At 52.6% G+C, this 18,821-nt stretch carries 17 protein-coding genes and 1 pseudogene; 5 read left to right on the top strand and 13 right to left on the bottom strand.

The window, feature by feature from the left end; all coding sequences use genetic code 11:
* Nucleotides 1-59: 59 nt before the first annotated feature.
* On the bottom strand, nucleotides 60-953 hold the full coding sequence (locus ACL2XN_RS01415; RefSeq protein ID WP_413723097.1) for a LysR family transcriptional regulator: 894 nt from the start codon (nucleotides 951-953) through the stop codon (nucleotides 60-62).
* A gap of 1 nt (nucleotide 954) precedes the next feature.
* Complete coding sequence (locus tag ACL2XN_RS01410) at nucleotides 955-1,869, bottom strand: LysR family transcriptional regulator (RefSeq protein WP_413723098.1); 915 nt, start codon at nucleotides 1,867-1,869, stop codon at nucleotides 955-957.
* 339 nt (nucleotides 1,870-2,208) lie between these two features.
* Here ACL2XN_RS01410 and ACL2XN_RS01405 point away from each other — a divergent pair, with 339 nt between their 5' ends.
* Together ACL2XN_RS01405 and ACL2XN_RS01400 are read left to right on the top strand one after the other, a co-directional pair.
* Complete coding sequence (locus ACL2XN_RS01405) at nucleotides 2,209-2,703, top strand: cupin domain-containing protein (protein WP_413729924.1); 495 nt, start codon at nucleotides 2,209-2,211, stop codon at nucleotides 2,701-2,703.
* A 138-nt stretch (nucleotides 2,704-2,841) separates the two neighbouring features.
* Nucleotides 2,842-4,065: an aldo/keto reductase gene (locus tag ACL2XN_RS01400; RefSeq protein WP_413731037.1), complete on the top strand. Its 1,224-nt coding sequence runs from the start codon at nucleotides 2,842-2,844 to the stop codon at nucleotides 4,063-4,065.
* A gap of 135 nt (nucleotides 4,066-4,200) precedes the next feature.
* Here ACL2XN_RS01400 and ACL2XN_RS01395 read toward each other — a convergent pair whose 3' ends face one another.
* From ACL2XN_RS01395 to ACL2XN_RS01380, 4 genes are all read right to left on the bottom strand, one after another.
* Complete coding sequence (locus ACL2XN_RS01395; RefSeq protein ID WP_413729922.1) at nucleotides 4,201-5,211, bottom strand: zinc-dependent alcohol dehydrogenase family protein; 1,011 nt, start codon at nucleotides 5,209-5,211, stop codon at nucleotides 4,201-4,203.
* Between the two features lie 180 nt (nucleotides 5,212-5,391).
* Nucleotides 5,392-6,447, bottom strand: coding sequence for an alpha/beta hydrolase (locus ACL2XN_RS01390; RefSeq protein WP_413723101.1), 1,056 nt, complete (start codon nucleotides 6,445-6,447; stop codon nucleotides 5,392-5,394).
* 119 nt (nucleotides 6,448-6,566) lie between these two features.
* Nucleotides 6,567-7,604 carry an alpha/beta hydrolase gene (locus ACL2XN_RS01385; RefSeq protein ID WP_413729921.1) on the bottom strand — a complete coding sequence of 346 codons (1,038 nt, stop codon included), beginning with the start codon at nucleotides 7,602-7,604 and terminating at the stop codon, nucleotides 6,567-6,569.
* 74 nt (nucleotides 7,605-7,678) lie between these two features.
* Complete coding sequence (locus ACL2XN_RS01380) at nucleotides 7,679-8,452, bottom strand: carboxymuconolactone decarboxylase family protein (protein ID WP_413723102.1); 774 nt, start codon at nucleotides 8,450-8,452, stop codon at nucleotides 7,679-7,681.
* Nucleotides 8,453-8,911: 459 nt separating this feature from the next.
* On the opposite strand from ACL2XN_RS01380, the gene ACL2XN_RS01375 reads away from it, so the two are divergent.
* Together ACL2XN_RS01375 and ACL2XN_RS01370 are read left to right on the top strand one after the other, a co-directional pair.
* On the top strand, nucleotides 8,912-9,646 hold the full coding sequence (locus ACL2XN_RS01375; RefSeq protein ID WP_413729920.1) for an SDR family oxidoreductase: 735 nt from the start codon (nucleotides 8,912-8,914) through the stop codon (nucleotides 9,644-9,646).
* 184 nt (nucleotides 9,647-9,830) lie between these two features.
* The gene (locus tag ACL2XN_RS01370) at nucleotides 9,831-10,277 is read left to right on the top strand and encodes a hypothetical protein (protein WP_413723104.1); all 447 of its coding nucleotides are present in this window, start codon (nucleotides 9,831-9,833) and stop codon (nucleotides 10,275-10,277) included.
* A gap of 62 nt (nucleotides 10,278-10,339) precedes the next feature.
* Here the strand turns inward: ACL2XN_RS01370 and ACL2XN_RS01365 are convergent.
* The 5 genes and pseudogenes from ACL2XN_RS01365 to ACL2XN_RS01345 form a co-directional block, all read right to left on the bottom strand.
* Nucleotides 10,340-10,626 (bottom strand): annotated as a pseudogene (locus ACL2XN_RS01365) (MFS transporter); the annotation flags it as partial.
* A 240-nt stretch (nucleotides 10,627-10,866) separates the two neighbouring features.
* Entirely contained in the window at nucleotides 10,867-11,223 is a 357-nt protein-coding gene (locus ACL2XN_RS01360) for a DUF305 domain-containing protein (protein ID WP_413723105.1), read from the bottom strand.
* Between the two features lie 108 nt (nucleotides 11,224-11,331).
* The gene (locus tag ACL2XN_RS01355; RefSeq protein ID WP_413723106.1) at nucleotides 11,332-11,757 is read right to left on the bottom strand and encodes a copper-binding protein; all 426 of its coding nucleotides are present in this window, start codon (nucleotides 11,755-11,757) and stop codon (nucleotides 11,332-11,334) included.
* Nucleotides 11,758-12,364: 607 nt separating this feature from the next.
* The gene (locus ACL2XN_RS01350; protein WP_413729919.1) at nucleotides 12,365-13,810 is read right to left on the bottom strand and encodes a Cu(+)/Ag(+) sensor histidine kinase; all 1,446 of its coding nucleotides are present in this window, start codon (nucleotides 13,808-13,810) and stop codon (nucleotides 12,365-12,367) included.
* Complete coding sequence (locus tag ACL2XN_RS01345; protein WP_413723108.1) at nucleotides 13,800-14,483, bottom strand: copper/silver response regulator transcription factor; 684 nt, start codon at nucleotides 14,481-14,483, stop codon at nucleotides 13,800-13,802. The genes ACL2XN_RS01350 and ACL2XN_RS01345 overlap by 11 nt, the downstream gene beginning before the upstream one ends.
* A gap of 510 nt (nucleotides 14,484-14,993) precedes the next feature.
* Here ACL2XN_RS01345 and ACL2XN_RS01340 point away from each other — a divergent pair.
* A complete protein-coding gene (locus ACL2XN_RS01340; protein ID WP_413723109.1) occupies nucleotides 14,994-15,845 on the top strand; it encodes an aldo/keto reductase in 852 nt (283 codons plus the stop codon).
* A gap of 399 nt (nucleotides 15,846-16,244) precedes the next feature.
* Here the strand turns inward: ACL2XN_RS01340 and ACL2XN_RS01335 are convergent, their stop codons facing one another.
* Nucleotides 16,245-17,480, bottom strand: a complete 1,236-nt coding sequence (locus ACL2XN_RS01335) for an MFS transporter (protein ID WP_413729918.1) — start codon at nucleotides 17,478-17,480, stop codon at nucleotides 16,245-16,247.
* Between the two features lie 805 nt (nucleotides 17,481-18,285).
* The gene (locus ACL2XN_RS01330) at nucleotides 18,286-18,720 is read right to left on the bottom strand and encodes a copper-binding protein (protein ID WP_413723111.1); all 435 of its coding nucleotides are present in this window, start codon (nucleotides 18,718-18,720) and stop codon (nucleotides 18,286-18,288) included.
* Between the last annotated feature and the right edge of the window lie 101 nt (nucleotides 18,721-18,821).

The following is an 18,821-nucleotide window of genomic DNA, read 5'->3' as shown; positions in this document are numbered from 1 at the left end:
CCCGTTAATGCGCCAGCCCGGTGCTTTCCCAGTATTCAATATCGGCATCACAAGCGTCATCACTCCGGGTAGCGCAGCGCATCGACGATGACGGATAAGGCAGGAGAAAATTGCCGCCGGTTCGGATAGTAGAGATGATAGCCGGGATAGGGATCGCACCAATCATTAAGCATACGAATCAACCTTCCCTCGGCGATGTGCTCAAGCACCATGTCTTCGGGGACAAAGGCCAGGCCGTGTCCAGCCAGTGCCGCCCTGACGATGGACGAACTGTTGTTAAATACCCATTGTCCCGACACACGGAGCTTGACCTGCTGTCCATCCTTATCAAAATCCCACGGCAATAAGCCGCCATGGGTTGGAAGCCGAAGATTGATGCAATTGTGCTGAGCCAAATCATTTGGCGTCCCGGGCAGAGGCCGCTTTGCCAAATAGGCAGGTGAGCCGACGACAGCGATGCGCATATCGGGACCGATACGCACGGCGATCATGTCCTTAGCCACCTGATTGCCCAGGCGAACACCGGCGTCGTAGCGCTGGGACACGATGTCCGCCATGGTGTAATCAATAGTGATCTCGACATTGATATCGGGATATTCGCCGAGGACTTTGGATAGTTTGGGCCACAGCACACTGTTTGCAGCGTGCTCAGCCGATGTAATACGAACCGTTCCTGCGGGCTTGTCACGCAGCGCATCCACGACGCCCAGTTCAGCATCGATCTCCTCAAGACGAGTCGAAACGTTAAGGAATAGCCGTTCCCCGGCTTCGGTAGTGGAAATATTCCGGGTGGTGCGGGTCAGCAATTGGACGCCCACCTGAGCTTCGAGTCCACTGATGGCATGGCTTAATGCGGAAGGGGTTACGCCAAGCAAGGCAGCCGCCCGGGTAAAGCTTCCTTCGCGCACGACGTTGATAAAGGCGAGGACCTGGCTGAAGTTTTTGCGGGCCATTCTAGGACACCTCCGCCAGATCGGACGGATAGCGTAGCGCTTCAATCAGCACGGCCATGGCTCGCGAAGAAGATTGACGGCGTATCGGATAACAGAGGTGATACCCCGGAAATATTGGGCTCCACTCTTTCAAAACCTGTATTAGCTCGCCACGGTTAATATAGGGCTGCGCCATTTCCTCCGGCACATATCCCAGACCGAAACCTGCCAGCGCGGCATGCAGAATCTGCCTGGTGCTATTAAAAACCAGTTGACCGTCGACCCGCACATTCAATTGCTGCGGGCCCTTTTTGAACTCCCAGGCGTAGATTTCGCCGTGGCTCATCAGATATAAATTGATACACTCATGCTCCGTGAGATCGTGCGGCGTTCCGGGAGCAGGACGCCTTGCCAGGTAGTCTGGCGAAGCAACAATCGCCACACGCATGTCCGGTGCGATCCTTATAGCCGTCATATCACGAGCCACTTCACTGCCCAGGCGTATCCCCATGTCATATCGTTCAGCGACAATATCGGTAAAACGGGACTCCACAATGAGTTCGACCTTGATATCGGGATACTTGGGCAGCAGTTTGACCAGCCTGGGCCACAATACGGTTTCGGCCGCATTTTCAGTAGCTGAAATACGAATGGTGCCTGCGGGCTTGTCGCGCAATTCGCCGACGGCTGTCATTTCCTCCTCGATTTCCTCGAACCGGGGCGCAATGCGATCTATCAAGCGTTGACCGACCTCTGTCGGCGATACGCTGCGGGTGGTTCGGGTCAGCAGACGGACCCCCATTCTTTCTTCAAGGGAACGCATGGTGTGGCTCAGTGCCGACTGGGACATTCCGAGTTGCGCGGCAGCGCGCGTAAAACTTTTTTCGCGTGCCACCGCAATGAAGACCAACAGATCACTGTAGTTATCTCTCGGCATTGCCATTGTCCCTATAGATATTATTCATGAAAATGACTCACAAGTGTTTCCCAACTTTACCATCTAGTCGCCGCCAGATCCATTATCTATAGTAAGGCTCATAGTAAGAATGCGTCACAACAGCGTCGCACAGGTCCCTCGCCTCTTCATTGCCGCGCCTCGAATGTGCGGTTGATATGGGGTTTCGAGATGGAGGCGGATCAGCAAAGACGCACTATGGAAAGTATGACGGAATGGCTGAAAGCAGTAGTGATAAACGACTGACCAAAAGCTCGCTTGAGCCTATCGAACCGCTCAAGGAAGAATCCATTCAATTAAGCAGGACGATAAGGACCGCCGATGAAGTCACTTGCATTGAATACCGCCGTTTTGCTGCTTCTTGCTGCGAATGTATCAGCCCGGCAGATTCCAGAGGTGATGGTCACCCGTGCCGGCTCGCAGGCGTCCAGCGCAGGTCCCGAGAAGAATTTTACGGGGCCGGTTCGTGTGGATTCCCGTTTTCAGGCGATCTCGCTGGGCAGGGCCGGCGGCGGTATAGTCACGTTCGAGCCTGGTGCTCGCACCGCCTGGCATACCCATCCACTGGGGCAAATCTTGATCGTCACAGCCGGCGTGGGCTGGGTTCAGCAATGGGGAAAATCACCGCAAGAAATCCGACCGGGTGATATCGTCCAGATCCCACCAGGTGCCAAACACTGGCATGGCGCCGCCGCCACCACCGGTATGACCCACATGGCCATCGCCGAAGCGCTTGACGGAAAATCGGTCGATTGGCTGGAAAAGGTATCGAACGACCAGTATCAAACCGCGACGTCGCACGCAGCGACGAAGTAGCGACACCGCCTTGTCAAGGATTTAGCTTTTTGGCATCGCGCGGTGGCGAACCGGGAACGACGGACGGTAACACTGTTGAAAGTCAAATCCGACGCGCTGGCAACGCTGCCTAAGTTAGACAAATCAAAGGAACTGCCCATGTCTGGTATTGATTTACAACGCGAGCCAAGTGGCCGCGAAACAATAAACCTGCAGCGCCGTTATTTGCTGGCTTCAGCCGCAATCCTGGGCATTGCGCCATGGGTGCTCTCTGCCTGTATGACGTCCGCAGCTTTCGCGGCCGATATCCAGACCTCTTCCATCGCCGGTTCACTGCCGGCCAGCCAGCGGCGCAAACTGGGCACCCTTGAAGTCTCCTCCATTGGCCTGGGCTGCCAGTGGGTACCGGGTACGACCAGGGATTCGGTATCCGACTTCTATCATAGCCCCCTCGACCGGAAAGCGGCGATAACACTCATCAGGACGGCAGTCGAGCGTGGAATTACGCTTATCGACACCGCTGAAGCCTACGGTCCCTTCATCTCCGAAGAAATTGTCGGCGAGGCACTGCAGGGCATACGCGGAAAAGTGGTCATTGAGACCAAATACGGCTGGAATTTCGATCAAAAGACAGGCAAGCCGCTCGGCGGCCTCAACAGCCGGCCGGAACACATCAAGCTCGTGGTCGAAGGCATGCTGCGGCGTCTGCGCACCGATCGCATCGACCTGCTCTACCAACACCGCGTCGACCCGGCCGTGCCGATCGAAGACGTGGCCGGGGCGCTCAAGGATCTGATCGCAGAGGGCAAAGTGCTGCACTACGGCCTTTCCGAACCCGGCATCCAGACCATCCGCCGTGCGCATGCGGTGCATCCGCTGACGGCTATCCAGAACGAGTACTCAATGCTTTGGCGTGGACCGCAGGCGGCGGTCCTGCCGGTCTGCGAGGAGCTGGGCATTGGTTTTGTCTGCTGGAGCCCGCTTGGCATGGGCTTTCTGACCGGCAAGATCACCGCCGATACGCGCTTCGTTGCCGACGGTCCGCGGGAGTTTCGCGCTACAGTGCCCCGCTTCGCCCCCGATGCCCTGCGCGCCAACATGGCGCTGGTGGACGTGGTCAGGACCTGGGCCGAACGTAAGAACGCGACGCCGGCCCAACTGGCGCTGGCGTGGCTGCTGGCGCAAAAACCCTGGATTGTGCCGATCCCCGGCACCACGAAAATTGCCCATATGGAAGAAAACCTTGGCGCCACCGCGATAAGGTTCACTCCCAATGAACTGCGCGAACTCAACGCGGCCGTGGCGTCAGTCAAGATCCAAGGCGATCGGCTTTCAAAAGGCGTGCTCGCGTTGTCAGACGTTGAAGCGCCGCCGAAAGACTAGCGAAACCCCATGCTTTGGCCCGTGGCGGAGTAAGCCTACTGCTAGAGGGCAGCGCTTTATCTTACGGCTTTACCGCTATCGACCAGGCCGGCTTGCGCGGCGTTATGTTTCACCACGGTTGGCGGTCCGATTCATTCAGCAACGGACGACCACCTTGCCAAAATGCGAACCGCTGTCGAGGTGGGCATAAGCTGCCCTGGCATCGTTAAACTCAAAAATGCGGTCAATCACTGGTTTGATATTGGACATCGCCATTATTGCACAAACATCTTCCAGCGTTTCACGACTGCCCACTGAAAACGGCCTGAAGGTTGCCAGGCTGCCAAATAACGCTAAAAAATCGATGCCTGCTCCCTGGGCGCTTAAAAAGCCAATGGATGCGATTTCGCCGCCAGGAGCAATCGCGCGCAGCGACTCGGCGATAGTTCCCGGTCCACCGACTTCCACAATACGATCAACGCCCTTGCCCTGCGTCAATTCACGCACCCGCTCGCCCCAATGGGGTTCTTCCTGGTAATTGATAACCTCGCTGGCGCCAAACTGGCGTAATCGTTCCGCCTTGGCGGCACTTGAGGTTGTTGCAATGACCGACGCGCCAAGAACCCGGGCAAATTGCAAAGCGAAGATAGAGACGCCGCCGGTTCCTTGGATAAGTACGGTGTGTCCAGCGCGTATTTGCGCGGTGCCGCTCAATGCGTTCCATGCCGTAACCGCTGCGCAAGGCAGGGTCGCCGCCTCCTCAAAGGAAAGATTGTCGGGCATATGAACGACAGCTTCCTGGCTAACCACTTTGAATTCGCAAAGCCAGCCATCGTTCTCACTGCCATAACCGCGCTGATTCGAATACATCGGCATACGCCCGCCAAACCAGCGGGCATGGAATAGACCCACCACCCGATCGCCTATTTTAAAATCGTGCACATCCGGCCCGACGTCGACAACCTCCCCCGCGCCATCGCTGGTCGGCACCAAGCCCTTACGATGACTAAGGGGATAGCGATTGCCCAGCATGGCAATATCGCGATAATTCAGTGAAACGGCCCGAACCCGGATTAATACTTCGCCTCGTTGCGGTCGCGGCGTCTCTTCTTCACACTGTTGAAGATCATCTAAGCTTCTAAAATCAAGCAACCGGTAAGCTTTCATAATATTAGTCCTCTATAATTTTATAAGCTGCCGCCAGCCAATCTCTGCCACGAATAGGGAAACCGTAGTGTTTTTCCCCAAGAATAATGGCAAGACGGCAATACCCGCACGGCGCAGCTTGCTGATGGTTGTGAACGGCGATAAGTAGCCGATCCACCCGAAACCATCTACGTCCCTGAATTACAGCGTTCTTCCATAGAAGGCGGTCAGCTTGCCGATGGCGGCGTTCACATACTTGGGAACCCAGTAGGTTTCGATATGCGTGGCGCCATCAATAATAAACAATTCCTTGTCCTTGGTGCCGGTGGCCTTGGGGAACGCATCTTTGGTCATGTACAGGCTGTCGGCCTTGCTGCCCGCGATCATCAGCAACGGCTGTTGGATAAGATCAATATGGTCGGTGGCGTCGAAGCGCATCAGGTCCAGCAGGCTGCTGGTGGTGTACTTGAAGGTTGAGCCGGGGTGCGCATACGTCTTCCAGTAGTACTCGTAGCCCTGGCGATACAGTTCAAACGGCAATTTGGCAATCTGCGCATCGGTGAGATTGGCATCACCCGAATAGAGTACTTTACCGCCGGCCGCTTCCTGGGCGCGGGCGGCGGAAGCCTGCTGCAGGCGCTGCTGGATAGTGTCCATTTGCGAATCGTTGTAGCCATTGCGGCGAACCCGTCCCGAATTGAACATGCTCACCGTCGCCAGCGACTTGAATCGCTTGTCGGTTTGCGCCGCGGCCAGCGAGTATCCCCCGCCGCCGCAGATGCCGAGCAGACCCAGGCGTTTCCCATCGACGCCGGCATATTGAGTGATGTAGTCCGCCATACCGTGGATATCCTCAATGCGGTACATCGGTTTGTCCACGCTGCGCGGTTCGCCACCGCTGGCTCCCTGATACGCCGCATCGGCGGTGATGGTAATGTAGCCATGCTCAGCCAGTCGCTGCGCATACAGACCGGCCACCTGCTCTTTCACCCCGCCGTTCGGATGCGCTACCACCACCGTCGGATAGGACTTCTTCGGATCATAGTTGGCAGGGGTATAGACGTTGGCGGCAATATCCAGGCCATTGAGCTTATAGGTGACCGGATGGATATTGACCTTACCGGGCTCATTTTGGGTAATGGCGCCATCGTAGACCAGGGTAAACGGGTTATTCCGATAGTCCGCCGCCCCGGCATTGCCTGCCGAGAGGCTGACCATGGCGGCCAAGAGCATGGCCTTGATCATTTTGTTTTTCATATTAATACTCCTAAAGGTGAAAACGTCGCGCGCCGGCAAGATGTTCCGCCATCATCGCGACCACCGGTCTTTGCCTGCGCGGCGCCCGGGCTACTCGCCGCGGTTGACCTGTTGTTTTGTCAGTCCAGTTTTTTCTCGGTAAGGAACGTCGACACGAGATCCGCAATCTGGACATTATTTAAGTCTGCAAACGGAAAATGGGTGTTGCCTTTAATACCGATCTCGGGCAGATGTACGACCGTGACATCACCGCCGTGCTTGTTAACGACATCACGCCACTTGCGCGCCATTTCAAGACGCGCGCGCCAGCTATCCTGGGCCGGCATGTCAGTCGGTTTGTCAGGGATATTGTCGCCGTAATAAATGACTATGGGGATGCGCGTCAGCGCCATGAATCTGTCCAGGGGAACAGTCTCGCCCCGCACAATATCAAAGGAACTGGTGATCGGCGCCGGTACCTCGCCATCAGGAAAGATAAAGCTGCTGCCCGGCTCAAATGCCACGATAGCTTTGACATTCTTGTTCTTGATGGCCGTCAGCCAGCCCGGCCCGCCGCCTTGCGAATGAGTGAACAGGATACCTGGGCCTATCTTGTCAAAGAGCGCGGAAGCACCGTCGGAGACGACATTCATGTCAAACGGTCCGGTATTGGGGGTCATCGACCGGAAGAACTGATCGAGCGTCCCGGCGCTGCGGTCAAATTGCACGCCTTTGAAATACTCAGGCCAGACTCCCACGCGAAATTGGTTGAACCACTTTTGTTCGTCCGGCGTAGGCTTGACCAGGGTTTCGACCATACTGCGGCCGGCATTTCCCCGACGAGGCTGGTCAATCAGATACGTGGAGAAACCGCGTCGTAGAAAAATGTTTTGAAAACCCTCGCGGCCATCCGCCGTGGTTTCCCAGGTTTTGGAGAATTGACCGGCGCCATGCCACATGACGATGGGATACTTCCGGGGATGGACTGGGATCTGATAGAAGGCGTAGAGATGGTCGCCGTGATAGGTTTGCCCTGCTGGCTCCATGGGCTTTTTGGGGTCAAATGTGCCCGGCGCGGTGTTCACATTCCCGCCGACGGTAAAACTTCCCTGCGCTTGAATGACCAGCGGCTTTTGCGAGTTTGTGTCAGCGGCGGCCGCATTAAAACCAGCGGCCATAGAAGCTACCACCCACGTAATAGCCCAGAGTCGTTTCCAGCGTCTTACTATCATATTATTATTTCCTCTTCACGTTACTTATCAGGTTGCGCATATACGGCTTTGATAATGGGTAAGGACGACATTGCACGTGGCCACCCTGCATAAAATGCGAGTTGAGTGGCAACCTCCGCCGCCTGGGTCTTCGTCAATCCACTTTCACGGGCCTTGTTCAGGTGGAAGGAAAGCTGCTCGAGCTGCCCTCGGGCGATAAGTGCAGCGACCGTAACCAAACTGCGATCACGGGCTGCCAGATCGGGTTGGCGCCATAAGTCCGCAAACAGAACATCGTCGGTATAACGCGCCAATTCGGGCGCAACCGGTGCGATATTTTCCTTTACAAGCGCCGCCCGCTCAGCCTCGGCGGCCTTATCGACCGGCAACAGTGCCGACGACTCGGGACGTGATGTGTCGGGTGTGATCCCACGTTGTTTGAAAACGCTCTTCGCGACGCCTACAGCCGACATGGCATTCGGCCACCCCGTGTAGAAAGCAAGATGAGTGATCAGCCCGATGATTTCACTGGGCTTAACGCCATTATCCAGCGCCAGATTGATGTGCGAGGTCATCTGCGCCGCTTGCCCATTGGCGAGCAATGCGGACAAGGTCACCAGGCTGCGGTCGCGTGGAATGAGCTCGGTGCGCTTCCACAAATCGCCAAACAGCACGTTCTGGGTATAGGCAAAGAGCTGTGGCGCGGTTTCTCTGGCCTCGCGCGCAGCTGGGGTATCGGGTACAACATCCTGGGCGGTTGCCTGCGCCGGCAGGCTAACCAAGAGAATGGGAATCAGCGTGCTGAGAAGTTTCATGACAGTAACTTCCTCTTCAATCCGAGTGGTTTTCTACCCGGATACTACGGGCAAACTCTCTTTTGATTAAGAGCACTATTACGCATGTCTTGTTGAATGAGATTCATTAATGAGTATTGCTATAGGTTGCTAAATATTGCTATAGCGTATAAATCCGCGCCTGATGGTCGTTTGATTTCGCCATTGATGAAATGGATTCAAAAGTCTTTGCTGATTTTGCCATCTAGTCACCTACCCGGGTAAAAGCTAAATTTCAGGAGTAGTAAATCTTTATCGCCAATGGCATAGACGACGCCACTTCGGTTGTGGCTGGTACATAATCCTCCTTGTGATGCCGTGTGATGCTGCTGCCGACAATGACTGATAATGAGGGCAAGATTTCAGTCGCTCGCTATCCCGCCGCTCTACAGGCCCGCGTCGGGTGTTAATTTTGTGAGAAATAACGTTGGAGATGAACATATGCAAATGCAGAATCTGAAAGGTAAAGTCGCGGTCATTACCGGCGCCTCAAGTGGCATCGGCGAAGCCACGGCACGTCTGCTGGTCGCTGAGGGCGTCCATATCGTATTGGCGGCGCGGCGGCGCGATCGAATCGAAGCACTGGTTGAAGAGCTTGGCAACAAGGCGACCGCTATAGTGACCGACGTTACTGACAATAGCCAGGTCGAATGGCTGTTTGCACAGGTAAAAGAGACTTTCGGCGGGCTCGACCTGCTGCTGAACAATGCCGGCCTTGGTATCCATGCCCCCTTTGCCGAGAGTGCGCCGGAACAATGGCGCGGCATGATCGATACCAATCTGATTGGGCTGCTTAATTGCACCCATGCCGCCATTCCGCTGCTGCAGGGTCGCCCTGGCGCGATGATCGCCTCGATATCCAGCACTGGCGGCCGCTATGGCGTAGAAGGCTGGTCGGTCTACTGCGCGACCAAGTACGCCGTGGTCGGCTTCCACGAAACGCTGCGTAAGGAACTGGGCGCGGTAGGTATTCGCGTTTCTGTTATTGAACCCGGCGCGGTCTGGACGGAATTTGGCCACAACCTGCCTGAGCAGGCGCTACGCGAGCGGCGCGCAGCTTTGGATGCCCTGCACGCCGAAAATGTCGCCCAGGCGGTTGTTTATGCCTTTGCTCAACCGCCCCGCGTACTGGTGCAGGAAATCCTTGTTCGGCCTGTAAAGCAGGTTGCGCCCTAATCAAGCAATTCGCTTCGGCAAATGATCCTTATCCCTGCTATCGGCACCTCATGGAGATTCGTTACGCCGCGACCGCTTAGCACAGCACTACAGCAATGTGCCCTCAGCCGGATAGGCTGTATTAATGCGATCTTCCCACGGTATCGCGCTGACTCGCTTGTTACATATATAGCCAGAGAATGAGATGAACGTAAAAGCAAAAGTAACGACAGTGGCGTGGATGGCCACCTCTATCGTCATGACAGCTGGATGGCCGGTCGGTAACGCGGCCGAACGCCAATCCACATCCGTAACCGCCAGCACTGAAGTATGGAAAGTGGCAAACATACGCACCGCCTACGCGGACGGCACCTATACCGCTACGGGGCAATACGGGAATGCGCCCTCGTTTATCACGGTTACCGTTACCCTGCATGCTGGTCTCATTACATCCGCAAACATCAAAACCCATGCTACCAATCCCATTTCACTGGATTATCAGCGGCGGTTCGCCGACGCGGTCCCTGCGGTCGTGGTCGGCAAGCCTATTGAGCAGGTCAAAGTGGACCGTCTTGCCGGCTCAAGCGGCACGCCGGAGGGCTTTAATGCCGCTCTGGAACAAATCAAGAAACAGGCAGCCAAATCAGGTTGACCCGGCTGATACAACCCGCGGTTGTATACCGGTACAAGCCAGGTTTACAGGACCTCATTTATTTGCGCCAGCCCTTTCACCTTTGCGCCGGCAGCGCGGTCGGTATAGATAAAACCGACGACAGAAACAAGTCGTGGCACACGCCGTGCAGCAGGACGCCGAGATACAGCAGGAACCGCCCTTTCTCACTGACGCCCAGGGCGAAAAAAGCGTAGCGAACGAACCTGTCCAGCATGCCGATCAGCAGCATGTACTTAACGCCCAGGCGGCGGAACAGTAAAAGGATGCACAGCATAAAAAAGATTTCAGCCGTTTGGCCGAAAACCATGGCGGTGCTGACATCGCTAAGCCAACATCGCACGGAACGCGAGATACCATGGGCCCGGCTGCGAGCCCTTTTGATATACCCACCCGTAAACCTCAGCGCCAGTCACCGGACGCCCAAGCCCCGTCCTGGACGGCAGACCTGGTATTTATAGCGGGGCAGCCCGTAAGCCTGCATTTCATCTCCTGATGTATACCGGGAGTGGAACTCAGCTTTATCGTCTGCTAACAACTCTATTAATTAACTTGTTATTATTTATTGTTATTATTTATTATTATTTTTCACCCAGGTTTGCATCTGATCGATTTCCGGCTGCTGAGCGTTGATGATATCTTGCGCTAATTTCCTCATTTCAGGATCTTTACCATATTTGAGTTCAGTTTTAGCCATTTCAATGGCGCCTTGATGATGCGCGGTCATACCTTTTGCAAAGGCTACATCCGGGTTGGACGACATCATTCCCGCCATCATGTTGTCATGCATACTTTGCATTCCAGACATGTACTCTTGTGCTGCTGGCGACATTGAGGACTGATTATCCATGTTCATACCTTGGCCGGCGGCGAACACTGCCACTGGAGACATCAACGCTACCACCACAACTAATAATTTCTTGTTCATTTAGTTACCTCATTATGTTAGGTATTATTAACATTATAAATATTAACGATATTTATTTTTTTGAAAGACCACAATGGCATACGAACAATTGTGGTCCTATAATGAAACTCAATTCATTTTCTTCAAATGTTCATCAGCCATTTGCTGATGGACTTCTGAAAATCCATTTTTACCGTTCTCGTGTATGACAGCTGCTTTTTCATGCTCATTCATATCCTTGAAGGGCTGGGCCGTCACCGGTTTTTTCACTTCCTGGTTATTACCCATCATTTTTTTGTGCTGCTCAGCCATATACTGATGGGCTTGGGATTGTCCATTTTTCGTGGATTCATGAATATTAGCTGCTTCCTCATGTTGGTCCTGCTGCAGCTTGCCAGCAGCAATCTTATTTTGTTCTGGGGATTTTTTCACCATCAATTGATGGGCCTGCGCGCTACTGTTATTAACAGACTCATGCACATTGCCATCACTCGCAGCATAAGCACTCGTAGCAAAAACTAAGGCCATTGCGGTAGTCAAAATAATTTTTTTCATCTTAAATTCTCCAATTATGGATACTTCAGCGTTCAGATGGGTAGAGACCTAGTATCCGAAGTTTTATTTCCAGAAGCTGACTCATTTGTTAAAAAAATTGTTATAGCTCAATAATCAGGGCTAAGGATAAATTATTCAGCACGCTGTGCCGCCAAAAGAATTAACCATCAACTCATATATTATCTCAGGATGCTTGCAAGTTAAGACTAATTATATAACGCGAATTCTGTTTAACACGTGACTGCATGATGACATTTTTGTCATTCTTGATAGTTAAAACATATATACAATTCAATATGTTATAATTATAGTGTTACAGACTTATCCTTAATCCGCCAAAAACAAACGAGGGTGCGCTGAGTTACTGCGTTGCGCATGGAATTTACAGCATTTTATCTTGCTCAAGGGAGCCGATGACTCCGGCGCATCGCCGGAGTCAGTCACTCGGTGTTGAATGATTAATTAACCGGTAACTTTAATAAAACGCATTCATTCCCTTCACCAACGACACACCTAAACTAAATCACAATAGATCAGAGTAAAGAAAATAATCAATATGGACACAAGTTTATTATTTCGAGTGTCATTAAAGATTTGCTGAATATGGCTATTTTGGCAAGCTTATTATAAACTTTGTTGATATAACATCGGAGGTAACGGATATCTTACCTTGATGTGCGCCAATAATAGATTTCACAATGGCTAAACCGATACCACTACCATCGCTGCTTCTTTGTCTCGAAGGATCGACACGGTAAAAACGGTCGAAAAGCCGCGGCAGATGCTCGGCGGGTATGGGGGTACCTGGGTTTTCAACAACTAGCTGTACATCATCGATAGTATCCGTCACGCTCACTGTGACTGAATGGCCTGGGGACGTATAACGTACGGCATTTGACAGCAGGTTACTGATAACGCGGCGTAGCATCAGAGGGTCGCCTTTTACCAATAATGGACTGCCAATGAAGTGCAAGCTTACCCCGCGTTCTTCAGCTAACGCTTCAAAAAAATCGAATACTTTGATAATTTCTTTTTTGAGATCAATAGAAACACATTCAGGGATAAGTAAGTTATTATCGGCCTGAGCAAGGAATAACATGTCATTCACCATATTTGCCATTCGAGAAAATTCTTCCAGATTTGAATAAAGAATATCCTGATACTCCTTTGATGAACGAGTTTGGCTAAGTGTAATCTCCGTTTGCGTCACCAAGTTAGTAATCGGGGTCCGTATCTCATGGGCAATATCCGCGGAAAAATTTGACTGGCGAGTGAAAACATCTTCAATTCTGCCAATCATGTGATTAAATGACACAATGAGTTGTTCTAGTTCAATGGGTACTTTCGTTGACAATAATCTCACATGCAAATTTTCTGAAGTGATGCTTTTTATCTTTCTGCTTACACGTCTAAGCGGCGCATGCCCTTGATAAACAGCAAATAATACAACCAGTACAATAATCATACTGAACAAGAGCGCGGTGATTATCAGTTTATATTTCAGCTCTTGGATGTAGTGCAAATGGAAGTCGATGGAAAGTGCAATAAGAAGTGTATATCTTGTCGTTTTACCGTTAACGAAGGTACTGACAGGTAGTGCCACAACGCGATAACTGGCCGCTTCCATTTTGCTGTTATTGATAACGGCTTCCCCTGTGGTTTCATCTTGCCACATGATAATATTATTGGCATTAATTTTATCGAAAGCAGGAAGTAATGCTCTTATCTTGGTAAAATCAGGGCCGTCCGTGGATTGATAAATAACCTGATTTTTATCATTTGCGAGATTGACGAAGATATTTTTATGATTAACAATTGCGTTAATGATTTTATCTAAGCGTATGTTTTCAGATTCTTCTTTCTCGCTGAGTATATTAGCCAAGGTCGCGCTGATTTGTTTTAAATCGGCTATATCCTGCTCGCCAAAATGCCTTTCGACAGAATTGATCATAATCCAGGTGAAGACGAAAAAAGCGGCAATGGTTGTCAAGCTGATAAAGAAGGTTAACCGGAAGGCCAGAGAGAAAGGGCGTTGCATCGGCTTAATCAGCATCCGGCACCTCTAGTACATAACCTACGCCGCGTACTGTCTGGATAAGTTTTGGCGTAAAATCATTATCTATTTTCGCCCGCAGGCGTTTAACAGCAACATCAATTGCGTTTGTATCGCTATCAAAGTTCATATCCCAAACCTGGGAAGCAATCAAGGAACGAGGCAATACTTCCCCAGTATGACGGATAAAAAACTCTAAAAGTGTAAACTCTTTACTGGTCAGTATAATTTTCACACCGCCCCGGGTTACCCGCCGTGTGACCAAATCCAACGTCAAATCCGCAACGCGAAACTGGCTTTCAGCAATAACGGTGGTACCCCGTCGCAACAAAGTGCGTACCCGCGCCAAGAGTTCAGCAAACGCAAAGGGTTTAATCAAATAATCGTCGGCCCCCAATTCAAGTCCTTTTACCCGATGCTCCACTGTGCCCAATGCGGTCAAAAGTAAAATCGGCATGCCCTTTTCCGCTGAACGCAGCATTTTGACAATATCCCATCCATTAACATCAGGCAGCATGATATCAAGGATCACTAAATCATACTCCGCTGTCATTGCAAGGTGATAGCCTGTCATACCGTTATCCGCTAAATCAACAATAAAACCAGCCTCTGTTAATCCCTTGCAGAGATATTCTCCTGTCTTCACCTCATCTTCAACAACCAATAATTTCACGCATCCTCCGACACAACGACGTTGTTACATCATTCTAGTGAGCCGATAGCCGATATCAATAGACGATCACTAAAATGACAGCATTGTCATCGTTTTGTCATGCGTTAATCAGATTAGGCCATTTTATGTCTGTCCATAATAATCTTTAAGGGTCCAGTCCATTCGGGCGGCGAAGCCGTGTTGATCTGCCTCGCGTCCGTGCCAGGCCGGGCATTAATGACATAGTGCATATTACGCGGTTAAACGCTGTTTACTTTAACATGCACTTCTCCTTGATTGGCGAACATTCATTCAAATTCCAATCGCTGGCCGATTAAAGCTCTGCCCCTGGCCCCCCAGAAGGTACGCCGCGAGAAATGGTTATTATCACTGCTATTTATTAATCCAGCTAATAAAGCCATGCGGATTACAACCACTAATCTCATAACGACATCTACGCTATCCTTATAAAATAGATAGACGAAGATTTTCACATTTTCACAGATTCATATTTTCACAGAGGATAACGCTATGCAAACTCTAACATTGAATAACGGAATTGAGATGCCCTTGATTGGGTTTGGTGTTTTCCAGATGACTGACGCAGCGGAGTGCGAGCGTGCTGTCATTTCCGCCATTGAAACCGGTTATCGTCTAATCGATACAGCAGCCTCTTATCAGAATGAAACCCAGGTCGGTAACGCATTAAAACAAAGTGGCATTGCGCGCAACGAGCTATTTATCACCACCAAACTTTGGTTGCAGGACACCAGTTATGACGGCGCCAAGGCGCAGTTTGAGCGTTCACTTAATCGACTCCAGCTTGATTATGTCGATTTATATTTAATCCATCAGCCCTATGGTGATGTCCACGGTGCATGGCGGGCGATGGAAGAACTGAATCAGACTGGAAAAATTCGCGCCATAGGCGTAAGCAACTTTCATCCCGATCGCCTGGCGGACTTAATGGCATTCAATAAAATCCCCCCGGCAGTCAATCAGGTCGAGGTCAATCCGTTCAATCAGCAACTTCAGGCGGTCCCCTGGATGAAAAGTCGTGGCATCCAGCCAGAAGCCTGGGCGCCATTTGCGGAAGGACGCAACGGACTTTTTCAAAATCCAGTATTAACGAAAATAGGGGCGAAATACGGTAAAAGTGTCGGACAGGTGATATTGCAATGGCTTTATCAGCGCGGCATTGTTTCTCTGGCAAAAACAGTTAGAAAAGAACGTATGGCAGAAAATATTAATGTACTTGATTTCGAACTGAACACCGATGAAATGACTCATGTCGCAGCAATGGACACCGCGACCAGCGCTTTCTTTTCGCATCGTGACCCGGCAATGGTGGAATGGCTGGCTACGCGCAAGCTGGATGTCTAAGCCGAACTCAGAACAGAAATTTTCCGACTTAAATCTGCTAAGAGTGCATGCTTATTAGCGGGGCGCCCCGGCCAAATACGTATCCAACGCGGAACAAGGTGTGAAACAAAGGGCATCCTGCCTGGTTGATGTGCGCCGTCATCTCCTGCACGACATGGCACAAAACGGGCAATGAGCAGGCATGTCACTAATCCGACCGCGCCCGCCAAGGCAAACACGATATGCCAGCTGAAAAGCTGGCCAATCCATAAGCCCAGCGGAACCCCCACCCGTATGGCCACAGCCAGGCCCGGCATCATCCGGCTTAATGCGCTGCCGCGCCACTAAAGAGCTATTGCCTTCTGATATGACGCCGCTGCGGCCGTCATGCCAGGCCTTCGTGGCAGCCTTCGTCAGCGATCAACCGTCTTGTCGGCGTCGTCGCTGCGGATGCAGAAGTATCAGGAACAGCATCAGGGCGATCGCGACCAGGAGAGCAAGCCCGGCGAACGCAATACGATAGCCAAGGAGGCTAATCGACACGCCGAGCAGCACGGCGCCGAGTCCGTAGCCGATGTCGGCGGTGGCAAAAAATGTCGCGCTGGCAACCCCGCGGCGGTCCTCGGGTGCAATGGCATATGTGATGGACTGCAGGAGCGGCAGTGCCACCCCGTAGCCGAGGCCGAACAGCGCGGCCGAGGTCAAGAAGACGGTGAGACCGTCTGCCCAGCCGAGGACGAGAAGTCCGGCAAGCATCGCGGCGACGCCGGGAACGAACACGATTGTCGCGCCGAAGCGGTCGGTTATCCGTCCGACGCCAAGGCGTACGACGAGAAGGGCGAGGGCGAAGACGGTGAAATAAAGGCCGATCTGCGTGACGCCCTGGTGGATGCCATAGGCGGCGACGTAGGCCATGATCGCCCCGTAGGGCATGACGACGAACAGGAGGACCGCACACACGCGCAGCACGCTCTTCTCGAGCAAACGCTCCCAGCCCCGCGGCGACACTACGGGATTAGGGACCGACGTCGGGAGGGAAACCTTGGGTTGGCGGCACCGGCGTCGATCCCCGACCCATAGGCCGGTGATGATGGCGACCAGGCCGGAGGCGACGCTGGCGATAAACAGCCAGTTGGCGCCCCACTGCTGGTGGATCATCAGTCCAAGATTTGGGCCGGCGGCCATGCCGATGGTATTGGCAAGCGCATAGTAGCCGATGCCCTCGCTGCGGCGAGAGGCTGGAACGAGGTCGGCGGCGACCGTCGCGGCTCCGGTTGAGGAGGCGCTGAACCCGACCCCCTGGACCAGGCGCAGGCTGATGATCACCGGGAGTATGCCGGCGACGGTGAACAATGGGGAGATGACGGCCATGATCGCCACGCCCAGCAGGTAGACGGGTCGTCGACCCCAGCTGTCGGCAAGGCTGCCCCACATAAGCCGGGGCAGGAGCGATCCGACGGTATATCCGGCGACGATGACGCCGCCCGCCGCGGTGGTGCCGGCGCCGATGTCCTGCACGAACAGGGGCAGCGTCGGGGTGAGCATGAACGTCATCATATACATGAACACCGCGCTGACCAGCAGCAGGACAAACCGGGACGTCCATAGCGGGTCCAGCGCGGCGGCGCGGTGCCCCTGGCCTGTCATGCTTGCCATGCAGGACCCGTCTTCCCCCCGGCGACGGAGGCCTTACTCCCACACAATGGAGCGCCCCCCCATCCCATGCCCGCCATTTTCAATAGCGTTGGACGGCCAGACTCGGCGGGCAGAGACCCCCGGTTGGCTTCGTTACATTGAATACACACAATAAGTTTCCATCAATTCGGGGGTCGTAAAAACGCGCCTCATGTGCCCCTCAGCTTTAAAAAAGCCGGCGGCCTGGCGTAAGAGACGAAGCTTTGAATGCAATGCTGCGCAAGTAGCACGACAGCGCTGGACGCGGTGGCTCCGTCACTGAAAAGCCTACAAGCACTTGGCCCCCTCGTTAAGGCCATAATCCCGCATGCCCTATTGAACTGAATTCATGAATATACAACGGATAGCGTTTCCCGCGTGGCAGATCCCGCAACGTGCCAGCGCGTGGCATAACACGGCGACTCAGCGAAAATGAAAGAGAGCTTAATGGCGATGGCCCGCTAGTCAGCGTGAACGCCAGCAGCTTAGTCTGCTGCGTGACGGGGATCGGTGGTTGAGGGATGACTATCGAACCTGGCAATTTTTAATGACCCGGGCGCGCGCCGGCTTACTTTGCATGCAAGCGCACTCTTTCTTTATGCTAACAGCATCACTCCCCCACCCCTAGCTGCGCCAAGAAAAAAAAAGTGAGAGATCACTCATGGGGTAACACGTTTTTTAAAAACCCTCTTCAGCAGGGGACCATGTTAAAAGAGCCTCTGAATCAGAGGCTCTTGCCATCATGAAAAAACATTTAAATGAGGGTGCTCAGATTTGCAGTTTGCGATCAGTTGGTTTTATCCTGGCCGCGATGCTGCTCGGCCTGCTGCTCATGAATAATCGATGATTGACCATTATTGGATTTTTCATGAGCGACGGCGGCCTTTTCATGCTCGCTCATGTCAGTAAAGGTTTTTGACGTGGCAGTGTCACCCGGCGCCTTGTTTTTTATCTGCTTTTTGTGCATTTCCGCCATACTCTGATGGGCAGGGGAATTACTATTTTTTAGATTTTCATGTGACAACGCGGCTTTACCATGTTCATCCATATCCATCGTTTTCGGATCAGTTCCCTGGATTGCGGCATCCTGCTTTGATGACATCATCTGATGTGCCGGTGCCTGGGCATTATTTATCTGGTCATGCACATCCACGGTTTCAGCTGCCCATGCAGAAGAAGCGAAGATCATGGCAACAGCGAGGGTAATAAGATTTTTTTTCATAGTTCATACTCTCCAGTAACAAACAGTAGATGGTTAGCGTTTCATGATCGGAATCCGGGATGTCTACCCGCAGTTTATTTATGACTCGCAACCCCAGTTTT

Source organism: Sodalis sp. RH22 (genome assembly GCF_047324165.1).
GTDB lineage: Bacteria > Pseudomonadota > Gammaproteobacteria > Enterobacterales > Enterobacteriaceae > Acerihabitans.
Note: the sequence above shows the minus strand (reverse complement) of the source record. Positions and strands in the feature narration are given on the sequence as shown.